The sequence below is a fragment of the Acidiplasma sp. MBA-1 genome, from assembly GCF_000949015.1.
GTDB classification, from domain to species: Archaea; Thermoplasmatota; Thermoplasmata; order Thermoplasmatales; family Thermoplasmataceae; genus Acidiplasma; species Acidiplasma aeolicum.
In genome coordinates this window covers 19192-32550 of the sequence record NZ_JYHS01000005.1, presented here as the reverse complement: position 1 = coordinate 32550, position 13359 = coordinate 19192, and the positions used below count along the sequence as shown (strand labels likewise).

Here is a 13359-nt window from a genome sequence, read left to right as displayed (position 1 = left end):
TAATAAAAGAGGTAGTAAAGGAGAAATTAGAAGACTTATCATTGAAGAGTTCTTTATATTTATAAAATAGTGCTCCTGCTATTCTATGGTTTCTTAATATTTATGTTAAAGTAATATTAGGATTATAGAACGATTCCGTTATAATATTATATTTCTCCTCACCTGTATATAATCGTCCCGGCATTTACATTATCTTCCTTTTATAGGTATATAAATTATTCGTTATAGATCTTTAGATGCGTTTAATTTTAAACTTTTCAATTATGCACCATATATTATATAAGGGGATTGAAATCCAAGGTAAAGGAGAAGGATTTAGAAATAATGGATGATGCCAATAAAATGTTTAAATGCGATAATAAGAATAAGGCCAAAATAAGATTCAATGAAATGAAAAATAAATGGGAGAATAAGTATCCCAATGTAATATACAATACCGAGATTAAACTTGGACATTTATTAAGATTCGATGACTATCCTTATAAAATAAGGAATTGATGAAAATCAACCAATGAGATAGAAAGAATGAATGAGAAATCATAATTATAATAAAATATTCCAAATCCATGTTGTTAAAATAAGGCCCCAATCATTTAATTATATAATTTAATCTTCCTGATTTTTCATTGGTAAATAACTAAATATCTTTGATTTTGCCATTTCTAAATATTATCCTTCAAGTACATTAATAATTTTTTCAATTCCTGAATCCAGCGTTTCTTTATCTATAAGCACAGGTGGTGTGATCTTTAATACATTATTTGATTCACCTGTAAGTGAACATGCCAGATTATCAGAAAATAATCTGTTTCTAATGTTTAATGCATATTCCGGATCAGGATTGCCCCTATCATCGGAAAATTCGATTCCAATCATAAATCCAAGCCCCCTTACAGATGATATTTTATCATTTGAAATCTTCAATAGTTTTTTAATTATATTAACACCATTATTCCTGACAAAATCCAACCTTTTTTCATCAAGTGATTTAATAACCTCAAGTGCCACCCTTGAGGTAAACATATTACCGCCCTGCATGCTTAATACATCATTATATGGCAAATCCCAGGAGTTATTATATAAAACCGCCCCAAGTGGAAGGCCGGCAGCCATGCCCTTGCCAATGCAAACCATATCTGGTTTTATATTGTATTTTTTAAATAAAAACATTTCACCAGACCGGCCATAACCAGTATATACCTCATCAACAATTAAATGAAATCCAAGATTCTTTGATATTTCTATTATGTAATTTATAAACTCTTTTGGTAAAACATTCACACCCCCATCTGACTGTATAAGTTCTATTATAACTGTTCCATTATCCAATGAAAATGGACTTTTTTTAATCAGGCTGTTGTTATATTCAATGGCATTTTCCACTGAAATTTTATTATCAGGTATCTTTAGATGGATTATTTTATTATTTATATCATATCCGGTACCATTTGAAACAATCTTTGTTAGATATGTTAATCCATGGTAGGCACCCTCAAGGGAAATAACCGGAAAACCATATCTTGTTAGTGCTGTGTCGCAGGCCTCTGTTCCGCTTGTGGTGAAAGCCGAATTTTCAAATCCGGATAATTTTTTAAGCGTATTTTTTAATTCACATTTATAAAAATTTCTGAATACAAGGCTGCTTACCTGCGGCACCAGCCATTCCGGTTTTATGAAATTGTAACCTGTTGTCATTGCCGATCCTGAAAAATCCAATATAAGATTATTTCCACTTTTCACATAAAATTCTGATGCGCCATCAATCTCTAATGTAAATGGTTTAAATTCAGGTTTAACCATCATTAATCCCCTGTTAACTCGTCAATTGTTTCAACATTTGTTGAGTCCCTCCTTGCATATATTATTATTACGCCAATGATTATCCATGTAGGTATTAATATGTATATAACAGAAAGGGGCATTGTCAGGCCCAAAAGAGAATAATAAATGGCTATGGCCATTAGTACAGATGCTGCGGTTGGTGCCATAATATAAGATATGGGTTTCATTTTTAATTTTTTCTTTTTTATAAATAGTGCCAGGGAATTATTTGTGGCTATATGGTAAAGAAGGGTGAATATTGTTATTGCAGTGCCCCATAATGCAAAACTGTCAAAAAGGCCATTTGATTCACCATAATAATAAACCATTGGCACTATTGTTAGCAATACTCCAATAACAACAATCAGGAATAACCATATGGTTGCAACATAAGGGCTGCCATATTTTTTGTGTACCCTTGAAAAGCTCTCTGGCATCAGTCCATCCCTGGCAAGTGCGAATAATGTCCTTGCCCCGCTATTTCCGAATATAACCGGTGAAAATATCTGTGCAATGACAACAAAAATAAATGCAAATACAGCTATATCAAGACCATAAAACTGCTGGGCTATGTAAAGTCCCGGTGCAAATGACCCATCCACAGTTGCCAGATTCGGCCCGGCTGCAGCAACAATACTGTAAACAACAAAGGTATCGAATGCAACCATGATCAGAAGGGCCACAATAATTGATTTTTTAAGGTTATGTTTTGATAATTTTGCCTCCTCGCCGAGGGATACAACCGAGCCATAACCACCATATGCCAGGAATGCCCCAACGACCATGGCAAGGAAGAAGCCGTGAAGACCATCAAGTGAATTATTAATATTAAAATATACCAGGCTATTATAATGGGCCTTTGTAACAAAGCCTATTGCAAGTATGGAAAAAATAATTAGCTGGAGCATACCAATGGTGATTGCTGTTCCTGATGCAACCTTTATTCCAAAATATCCCACCATCAGGTAAAGCACTGGAACGATTAATGATAACAAAACCACGCCATACAATGGAATTGTTATACCTAAAAGTGTTGACAAACCAACCCACGTGAACCAGCCAACAACAATGCTGGCCGCAATCATATCACCAATAACCCAGAATGCATTCCATAAGCCAACGCTTTTTGAGAAAACCCTATTCTGTGTGCCGGCCTCAACATACTTATAATATCCGCCTGCATTGTTTATATGTTCACTGAAAACATAAATGGCAATAATTGCCAGAAATAGTGTTATTCCTCCAATGAGAAATGCCAGCGGTGCAGTTTCCCCACCATAGGTCATTGCGGTGACGCCGGTAACAGCAAATGCCCCTGCCGGAAATATTACCGATACAGCATAAAAAACAACACCCCAGAAACCTATTGAGTTTTCCTTAAGTTTTTTAGAATTAGCAGTCATAAAATGATAAAATAGTTCAATATTTAAATATTATTATAATTTTTCTGTTAAAATTTTAGAAAAATTTTAATTTTTCGATTTTATGTAATTCATACAAATAATCAGGCTATTGTTTAAATCCAAATATTTAGAGGAAAATATTATAATTTAAAAAATTTAATTTATAATGTGTAACTGCATAAAAACCTTCAGTTAATAAAATTTAAAGGTTGTGTACCATATTTTGTGTAAATATAAATCCCCCTGTTAATAATGAAATGATCATTAAATAACAGGGAGAAATACCTCTTTTGAAAGCAGGAGGTAATAAAATATGGAATATGGTAATATAAACATATCGGATATAGAGAAATTAATAGAACAGACAATAAAGGAAAAAATAGAAGCACTTATGAAATAGTATACCATATTAATTTTACTATTTTTATTTATTATACATAATTGTTAGAGCTTACTCTGGTCTCCTTGATATTTTCGAATGTTATTGTTTAATTTATTATTTCTGGATCCTTAAAATTGGTATTATTCTTCATTACGGAATATATGGTATTCAATAGCTTATTGAAGCATGCTATCATTAATTTATTGTCATTTAATCTATTACACTTCTATTATTTTTTAAAACTCTTTGAAACCATTGTTATTATTTATAATTATAATGTTCTTAATTTATTCATTTCATTATTTATAATGCAGTAATCAAACTTTTTCTTAGCTATGTCTATTCCTATATATCATATATTCCTCCGATCAGTTGTTTCTTCCCATATCCTAGCAGTCTTGCCTGTTATCAGTGTATTAAACACAATATACCATAGTGTCATATCCTGAAATGAATTCCTTAATAAATTTATTGTTTTTCATGATTCCTTATTAATATACAAATGTTTAAATTTATTTGAAAGATAATCATAGGTGGATTAATGGATATTAATGAATTTATTACTAGATTTAATAAAATAAAAAAACTGGGGTTTATAAAATCATTAAGAAAAGGCCCTACTGGCGTAGGCAAAACATTAGAAACATATCTTGGAATAAAGGAAAATAATATTAATCTACCAGATCTCGAAGGAGCAGAACTAAAAGCACATAGATATAATTCAGATAATATGATTACATTGTTTACCTTTAATAGGGGCGCATGGATAATGGATCCTTTAGAGGCTGTTAAAAGGTATGGGACAAAAGATATCAATGGCAGGCTTGGCCTTTATTTTACAATGAGCTTCACCCAAAACAGCGCAGGATTATATTTATATTTAGAAAATGATGCGGTTTCTGTAAGGCATATTGACGGCAATGTACTAGTAAGATGGAAATTTTCTGACCTTCAAGAGCAATTTAACAATAAGATACCTGCCTTAGTATTAGTTTATGCCAGATCAGAATTTAGGGGAGATGATGAATACTTTGAATTCTATAAAGCATTATTATTAAAAGGTACAACTAAGGATATTTTAAAAGAAAGCATTAAGAATGGAGTTATATTAATAGATTTAAGGCTCCATGACAAAGGCACAATGGCTAGAAACCATGGCACCGGCTTTAGAGTTCATGAAAAGGATTTACCATTAATTTTTTCCATGTCAGAGGTGATAGCATAATAACTAAAGTGGATGATTGGACATTCAATAACGCAAATACAAGAGGATATACACATATTTACCATGATTACCCTGCAAGGATGATACCTCAAGTTGCAAATAAGTTATTATCAATATATGGCAAAGAAGCAAAAACATTATTTGATCCTTACTGCGGAACAGGTACTTCATTAGTAGAAGGGATGCTCATGGGTATAGATGGCATAGGCACTGATTTAAATCCTTTAGCTAGGCTTATAGCACAGTCTAAATCAGATTACAATATAAATATAAAGAAACTTTTAGAATGCATTGAAGAATTTAATGAAAAAGTTAATAACTTAAAACCAGAAATACCTGAAATAAAAAATATAGATTTCTGGTTTAATAATAATGTTATAATAAAACTGGGCAAAATCAAGGCATTTATAAATTTAATAGAAGACGATCATATAAATCTATTTTTTAAAATAGCATTCAGTGAAACTGTAAGAGAAAGCTCAAACACTAGAAGAAATGAATTTAAATTATTTAGATATAGTAAAGAAAAATTAAGTAAATGGAATCCTGATCCATTTATAATTATAAATGAAAAGCTCCATAGAAATGTAAAAGGATTGGCGGAATTTATAAGGAAAATTAAAAAATTAGATAAAATGCCTGAAATAAAAATATATGGGTACAACTCTGTAAATGAAATACCTAATAATAATATAAAAGAAGACTATGCTGATATTGTAGTGACATCCCCACCATATGGTGATTCCCATACAACAGTTGCATATGGCCAATATTCAAGGTTATCATCACAATGGTTATCTCTAATCAATGAAAATATTGATAAAAAACTTATGGGTGGAATAAAATTAAAGTCCATTCCTGATTTTCCATCAAAAACTTTAAACGAAGCTATAAATATAATAGCATCTAAAAATAATAAAAGGGCATTGGAGGTTGCATCTTTTTATAATGATTTACAAATGTCAATTAAAAATGTCTCTAAAATTATTAAGCTAAATGGATATTCATGCTATGTTGTCGCCAATAGGACAGTAAGCTCTGTTATATTGCCTACATCAGAGGCAATAAAGGATTTCTTTGAATATTATGGTTTTGACCATATAAATACTTATATAAGGGAAATACCAAATAAAAGGATGCCTATAAAGAATAGCCCTACAAATGTTGCTGGTGAAACCATGAATACAATGCTTAATGAGCACATTGTGGTAATGAAAAAGATTAAAAATTAATGTCATAAAAATTGAATTAGTGTAGAACGTTGAGAAGTGGGAAGCCAAAGAAGAACATGGCAATAATTGTGAATATTGAGTAGCCGTTCACTATATCACTCAGGGGGTTCTTGGATTTCTTCTCCACATTGTACACGTTAGGTATGCATCCATAGAATATCAATGATATCCTAAGCCTATTATTCACGAAATGAGTAATGGCAGCTTATAATTGTGGTTGAATGGTAGGAATATGTAAGGTGCCATAAGAAGACCGATTCCTGCCATGACACCCCAGACCATGATGCCTCTTCCCCTTGACTTTGGATTCGCATCGCCAAGGAATGCAACCGAAGTTGCCTAGAATATTCCAACCTTAAAACCGCCCAGAACTATGAAAATTAAAAGCTCGAGGCAAGTCACGGAGTAGCTAGCCCTAATTGTGAATATCGATAAGAATAGAACAGATATCACCACGATAGTTTTTGATGAAAACCTGACGAAAAGGAATCCCCCTAGAAGGCTGAATATCGTTATACCTACTGCATACCCGCTTATCAAGATGCGGAGATAATACTAATGAATCTTTAGACTCGATATTATGGTTGCGGAGGCAAAAGTATAGGAAGATCTATCAAAGTCTTAGGTAAATGCAGGCAGTGCGCCGATCGCGAAGACCGTGATCAGCACCATAAGGCTATCCGTTGCCATTTTTCTTGTGGTCTGCATGAATGTCAATCACTTTCATGCTATTAAAACATTTCGCCTCTGGAGACGGCGTAATAAGGCTAATTTTTAAATATTATATGACAATTTATATTTATGGACCCATCAGAAGCCTACAGGATACGGTTTGCCACTGATATATCCATTGGCGGAGGATGGGCATATTTTACTGAGAAATATATAAAAGACGATGAGTACCATTCCGTGATAAAGAAGGTGGATAGATCGGGAAAGGTTGTTCAGGTTACATTTGGAGGGAATGAGCGGTATCCAAAGGCCTATGGAGAAGCGCTCTTTTTTGTCAAGTATTCGAAGGATAAAGAGTCGCTGATGCGCATGGATGGCATATCGGAGCCCAGGGAGATCGCATCCTTTGCCAAGATATCGGAGTACGCATACATTGGTGAAGAGGTCTACGTCATAGCACAGGACACCGCTGATAACACCCAACCATTTGAAGCAACTGATATAAAGTACAGGTTCAACGGCCGCGGTCTCCTGCGATCCTTCAATTCGCTTTACAGGATTCATGAAAAACCTGAGAAGATATACTCTGGCCATTTCGATGTTATCGCAATAAGGTCCAACGCTAGACGGATCATAATATCCACTACTGAGAATTCCAATGATTATGGCCTCATAGATCTGTTTGAAATCGATGCGGACGGAAAGAAGCTAAAGAGGATAACCAAAGAGCCTGCAGAAGTTAATGACTTCTCTGTTTCAGAGTCCGGGAGGATAGCCTTCTCTGGTTACTATGGCCTGGATGTGGGAAGGGTGTCGAACATCATCTTTCCGGAAGAAGACATTGAAATACCGTTGGGAAATGATGCAGCCAACTCGGTAATAGGTGATTCTTTCGGCGGATCACACTATCGCCTAGTCTTTGACGGCGATGCATTGTACGCCATCGGGCAGGAGAGATCCTCATCATATGTTTACAGGATCGGTGATAAGGCGGAAAGGATAACACCAGAGAACAGGAATATAGTAGATTTCGATTTCAAAGATTCACTTGCTTATGTTTATTCGGACATTGAAAATCCTTCCGTTGTCAATTTTGGTACTGATTACGATCTTAATCCCGGCGTGATGGGCGTAAAGGCTGATTCATTTGAATTGGATGGTGGAGAATGCTTCGCCATGGTATCTTCAAAGGAGAACCCGTCCATACTCTTCATACATGGAGGCCCTCACACGGCTTACGGAAACACGTACTTCATAGAATTTCAGTATTTCTACAGAAATGGTTACAACATACTCTTCTGCAATCCTCCAGGAAGTTCAGGATACGGGCAGGAATATGAGAAGGCGTGCATAGGCGACTGGGGCGGCAGAGATATGCACTATCTACTTAAGTTCGTTCAGGAGTGCAGATCCAGGTATGGCCTCACAGGAAAAATAGGAGTAACAGGGGGATCTTATGGCGGCTACATGACGAATTGGATAGTTACGCAGACTAACGAATTTGCCTGTGCAATATCAGAGAGGTCCATATCAAATCTATTCAGCATGATAGGAACTAGCGACATAGGATTCTGGTTCAACGCCCTAGAACTTGATTTGAAAGATCCATATTCAAAGGAGGGAATGCAGAAACTCATGAACTTTTCGCCAATCAGTTACGTGAAGAAATCGAAAACGCCAATAATGCTTATAACTGGGGAAGAAGATTACAGATGCCCAATATAGCAGGCCGAACAGTTTCACGTTGCAATGAAGATGAACGGTGTGGAATCAGTGCTGGTTAGATATCCCGGTGACAACCACGAACACGCTAGGACGGGCGTCCCCAAGAACATGGTCGACAGGATTAGAAGGAAAACGGAATGGTTCGAAAGACACCTGAAGAAGTAAAATATTGATAATAACATTCTATATCCTGATATCGGTCAGGTATAACATTTACCATTTCTTCTACAAGATTCATATATCATTAAAGTTAACAAAATGATAATTTTTTAGGTTTAGTTTAATCATAAAACTTTAAAATTTTTGTAATTATCATTTATATATAAAAAATTATTGAATAAACTTAAATTTGTGATGTAACTATTTGAGAAATAATGGCTTAATAAAACTACATTATTATGACGAATAAAATAAGCAGGTCTCAGTGAGGAAATTAATGTATATCATGGGTTGAACTATTTTTGGACATTTTATGTAATATTGTATATTAATTATGTTATTATATACCCAGAAATTTATTGATATTGTTATATATAATTCGAATTACATTAGAGATCGAGAAATTGTTCATGTAGCCGAGGCTAAATAAGGTTTTCATGATTTTTGACTATAATTTATCCAAAACTATTTAAGAAAATATTAATTTTAATTACATGAGCCTTAAATCCGAATTAACCTTGGATGTTATAGATACACATACAGAGGGTGAGCCCACACGTATAATTTTCTGGAATGACATACCTAAAAATCTACCAGACGCATTATCAGTAAGAAATTATTTTATCAAGCACTATGATTATATTAGAACAACATTATTGCAGGAACCAAGAGGGCATAAAGACCAGTTTGGTGCTGTATTGCTTCCTCCTGTAAATCCTGGAAGCAGCTACACGGTTATATATCCAACTACTCATTCTTATTTGGACATGTGCGGGCATGCCACAATAGGTGTAAGTACCGCACTTGTTGCCCTTGGATATGTTCAGTATGAGGGCAGTGAAAAAATAATTACATATGATACTGTTGCAGGTACAGTCAAAGCAAAGGTAAAAATAGAGGATGGTGAGCCAGTTTCTGTATCCATAGTTGATGTAAAATCATATTTTGTAAAGAAAATAGATATAAATATTGATGGAAAAATTATACCTGTAAACATATCATACGGTGGCAATTTCTATGCCATAGTTGAATCTGATTCCATAGGAATTGATGTTAATACAGCAAACATAGGAAAACTTATGGAATATGGGAATATTATCAGAAAAAAATCAGAACAAACAATTATGAATATGTACCCTGAGGGCAAAAAAAATCTTGAGCCATTGGCAATGATCACAGATAGTAAACATGATTACCGTGCCTTTGTTACCTTTGGAGGCAATAGTTTTGATAGGTCCCCATGTGGTACAGGTACAGCAGCAAGGGCTGCATTGCTTGTCCATGATGGAAAACTCGATATAAATGGAAAATACACAAATGAATCCATAGTTGGATCAAGATTTACATGTAAAATAATCTCATATGAAAAGGTTAATGATAATATTATCATTGTACCTGAAATTACAGGAAGGGCATGGATTACACAGCTATGCAAAATTATAGTTAACCCTAAAGATCCGTTAAAACATGGATTTCTTGTACAATAATGATCAAGGGCTATAGCCCATTTAAGGTTTCATTATTTATATAATGAATATAATAGATTTATATACGCTTATAAATAATTATTTAGTCATTCCAATGATAATGTAATATGTTTGCTGTAAATTTAAAATGACTCTTTGCAATATCATAAATTCATTAGGAAATGAAAAAATGACAAATGCAAAGAATCAATTAATAAGTATAGAAGAATTAATAAAGCTTTTCATAAATGCCAGAAAAGAGGGAAAGAAATAACTGATTACATGGTTTTTAAACAATGTAATGGATGAGGAGGCCATTACAGTTAAATGCTGTAAGATATGAAAGAACTAATGGAAGGACAGGATACAGGAATGGATACAAGAAGAGGAAATTAAAGACTCTGGATGGTGAATTAATATTGGACAAGCCGGATCTAAAATCAGGTTCATTTAAAACCAAGGTATTTGACAGGTATTCAAATGTGGAAAAGGCTTTAAACTCTGTAATAGCAGAATCATATATCAATGGTGTATCCACCAGATCAGTAAACAGTATAATAAATAATTTGGGTGTAAATGTATCTCCTGAGTATGTTTCATCACTGAATAAGGAGCTTGATATTAAAGTTAAGGAGTTCCTTGAAACCAGGATAGAGTGTTCTGTCCCATTATTATTTCCTTTATATACTTTACAAACTTATACATTTTCATTTTACCACCATTTTAGATTTATATGCCATTGCAGGTGTAACAATATTATCACCATCTGACAATGAATCATGCATTCTCTCATAATTATAATGGTATACTACCTCCTCCCATGTGGAGAAGTACGGTTTCAATGGCTTTACTGTACCGTTTAACCTTTCCAGTTTACCATTGGTCTGTGGATGGTCTACCTTTCCAAGTATGTGTTTTATTCCATTGCTATCAAGGTATTCATGGAACTTATTATGGTCTCCAGGTATACCGTTCTTTCCGTTGGAGAAGAACTGTGTTCCATGGTCTGTAAGTATTTCTAATGGCTTGCCGTATAATTCTATGGCCCTTTCCAGTGTTTCTATTGTATTGTCTATGGTCTCTTCACTGTATACTCCAAATCCTACTATGAATCTTGATGCATCATCCTCTATGATTATTAATTTCTCATTTTTATTATATCAAGTCCAGTCAATATGCCATAATGAGTTGCTATGTTCCCTCTCATACTTTACATACTTCCTCTGATTCTTTTTATTATGATTCTCATATACCATATTATATTTCAATAATACTCTGTATATAATATTGTGGGATACATTAATGCCTGATTCCATAAGGTAGTTCTCTATAGCCATTGGCCCTGACAATGGATAATTATACCTTATTCCTATTATCAGTTCCTCTATCCCCTGATCTATGACTTTCTCTTTTCTTCCTGCTTTGTATAATTCCGTTTTACCGTAGTTTATGTAATTATAATAGATCTTATTGATATACCTGGTACTTACCCTGTATATTGCTGCTAATTCAGCAGATGATGTTCCTTTCTTTTTCTGGTTTATTATGTATTTTAATTTCTTATTGTTTAACTTCACCTTAGGTTTAGAGTTTCTATCTATATTTAAGTGGTCTTTAAATAGAAACTCAATTCGGGATAACATAGTTTATTATTATTTTTAAAAACTCTTTAAATCCATTGCTGTTATCATAATGATTCTTGGTCCTTTAAAGTATCATTAAATATTAAAAACAATAGGTGTATGGAAACTCATTTTGGGATAACATAATAATATTATTAATCCAAAAAGACCATTTAAAAAGAGGATTCCCTGTATAATAATCGGTGTCATAAATCAATATTTAGAAGTTAAATAAAGCCCACAACCAGAATGGAATATACTTTATTAAAATACCATTGATTGATTCTTCTCCTTCATAATCATAGGTTATTATGATACCGGTATTCAAACCAAGGTTCATTGCGGCTTCCACAAGGGCAGACGTTTCCCTGGGTCTTGTGCCAGGATCCGACACTGAGTAAGAAACCTGTATGAGTTCTATATTTTTTCCAGTAAGAATGAAATCCACTTCCTTTCCTGATTTTAGCTTAAGATAATTTATACTCATAGCAGGAGAAGCATTCTTCAATAATTCCATAAAAACTGCGTTTTCCAGTGCCCTTCCCCTATCAATGTCAGAGAAAAGCCGGGAAATGCCTATATCTGTTATATAGATCTTTGGTTGCGTGGCCATGCGCTTCTGTACACTCTTTTCATATTTCTCAAGTATATTTACGAGAAAGACAGATTTGGAATAGTAAAGAAAATTTAACAGTGTTATTCTGCTTATTCTCCTTCCGGTACTTCTGAAATAATTTAACGCCTTTACCGAACTGAAATAGGAGGAGTAGCTGCTGGAAAGAAATCTTAGAAATATGTTTAAATCTCCAACCTCTCTGATATTATATCTTCTCACTATATCCCTGAAGAAAATTGCATCAACGTAGGATGAAAGAAGTTCAAGTTTTCTTGATGGTTTGTCTGTCATTGCGATTTCAGGAAATGACCCATATTCCAAAAAATCATCAACCAATTTTAATACGGTTCCTTTCTCAATAGAATATTTATACAGTTTGTTAATTTTTAGCCCCTTTGCGGCCACATATTCCTTAAAAGAGAATGGATAAACAATATATGTGAGGTTTCTGCCTGCAAGCGAGGTGACAATTTCACTACTTAACAATTCGGATGAGGAACCTGTTACAATAATTCTATATTTTCCCATGTCATAGATTTTTCTAACCCATTTATCCCAGTTTTCAACAACCTGAATTTCATCAAGAAAAAGGTATATGGTACCATCAGGGTTGAAAAGTTCCTTATGGGCAATGAGAAGGTTGTCAAGATCTGATGCAACTATTCCTACAAGTCTCTCGTTTTCAAAATTCACATAAATAATATTATCATTTTTAATGCCTTTTTTTAAAAGTTCAGTTATGCACTGGAACATGATATAGGTTTTACCTGTTCTCCTTGAACCGGCAATTGCAATTATCTTATCAGTTTCCAGATCAATGTGCATATCACGTTCTATCATATTTGGTATTTTATATTCCTTCCAGAGCGCTAAAACATATTTGAAATCATCAATTGTTACCATTCTTGTACAGTATACTGAACATATTATTATATTTTATGTATATTATACTGTACAATTTAAGCAGATTATAAACAGTCTTATAAAATACTTGATTTTACATATAGATTTTAAATTTCATGGTTTTGATTATTTT

At 33.7% G+C, this 13359-nt stretch carries 9 protein-coding genes and 2 pseudogenes; 7 read left to right on the top strand and 4 right to left on the bottom strand.

Translation table 11 applies throughout. From position 1 onward, the window contains the following. Positions 1 to 255: 255 nt before the first annotated feature. A pseudogene (locus TZ01_RS07890) lies at positions 256 to 492 on the top strand (transposase); the annotation flags it as partial. A gap of 177 nt (positions 493 to 669) precedes the next feature. On the opposite strand, the gene TZ01_RS07885 reads toward TZ01_RS07890, so the two are convergent. Together TZ01_RS07885 and TZ01_RS07880 are read right to left on the bottom strand one after the other, a co-directional pair. Next, positions 670 to 1800: an aminotransferase class III-fold pyridoxal phosphate-dependent enzyme gene (locus tag TZ01_RS07885; RefSeq protein WP_048102296.1), complete on the bottom strand. Its 1131-nt coding sequence runs from the start codon at positions 1798 to 1800 to the stop codon at positions 670 to 672. 2 nt (positions 1801 to 1802) lie between these two features. Beyond that, positions 1803 to 3224 (bottom strand): APC family permease, encoded by a 1422-nt coding sequence (locus TZ01_RS07880; RefSeq protein WP_048102295.1) that lies wholly within the window; start codon positions 3222 to 3224, stop codon positions 1803 to 1805. Positions 3225 to 4147: 923 nt separating this feature from the next. On the opposite strand from TZ01_RS07880, the gene TZ01_RS07875 reads away from it, so the two are divergent. The 6 genes from TZ01_RS07875 (at position 4148) to TZ01_RS07855 (ending at position 10855) form a co-directional block, all read left to right on the top strand. Beyond that, entirely contained in the window at positions 4148 to 4831 is a 684-nt protein-coding gene (locus TZ01_RS07875; protein WP_048102294.1) for an MvaI/BcnI family restriction endonuclease, read from the top strand. A gap of 8 nt (positions 4832 to 4839) precedes the next feature. Continuing rightward, complete coding sequence (locus tag TZ01_RS07870; protein WP_197065872.1) at positions 4840 to 6063, top strand: hypothetical protein; 1224 nt, start codon at positions 4840 to 4842, stop codon at positions 6061 to 6063. Between the two features lie 801 nt (positions 6064 to 6864). Then, complete coding sequence (locus TZ01_RS09995) at positions 6865 to 8460, top strand: prolyl oligopeptidase family serine peptidase (RefSeq protein ID WP_052656859.1); 1596 nt, start codon at positions 6865 to 6867, stop codon at positions 8458 to 8460. A 39-nt stretch (positions 8461 to 8499) separates the two neighbouring features. Beyond that, positions 8500 to 8625 (top strand): hypothetical protein, encoded by a 126-nt coding sequence (locus TZ01_RS09990; RefSeq protein WP_369796409.1) that lies wholly within the window; start codon positions 8500 to 8502, stop codon positions 8623 to 8625. A gap of 488 nt (positions 8626 to 9113) precedes the next feature. After that, complete coding sequence (locus TZ01_RS07860; protein ID WP_048102292.1) at positions 9114 to 10106, top strand: proline racemase family protein; 993 nt, start codon at positions 9114 to 9116, stop codon at positions 10104 to 10106. Between the two features lie 284 nt (positions 10107 to 10390). Beyond that, positions 10391 to 10855 (top strand): transposase, encoded by a 465-nt coding sequence (locus TZ01_RS07855; protein WP_052656858.1) that lies wholly within the window; start codon positions 10391 to 10393, stop codon positions 10853 to 10855. Here TZ01_RS07855 and TZ01_RS09460 read toward each other — a convergent pair. Together TZ01_RS09460 and TZ01_RS07845 are read right to left on the bottom strand one after the other, a co-directional pair. Further along, positions 10793 to 11662, bottom strand: a pseudogene (locus TZ01_RS09460) (DDE-type integrase/transposase/recombinase). The gene TZ01_RS07855 and the pseudogene TZ01_RS09460 sit on opposite strands and share 63 nt — an antisense overlap. Positions 11663 to 11927: 265 nt before the next feature. After that, complete coding sequence (locus tag TZ01_RS07845) at positions 11928 to 13226, bottom strand: ATP-binding protein (protein WP_048102291.1); 1299 nt, start codon at positions 13224 to 13226, stop codon at positions 11928 to 11930. Positions 13227 to 13359: the final 133 nt, after the last annotated feature.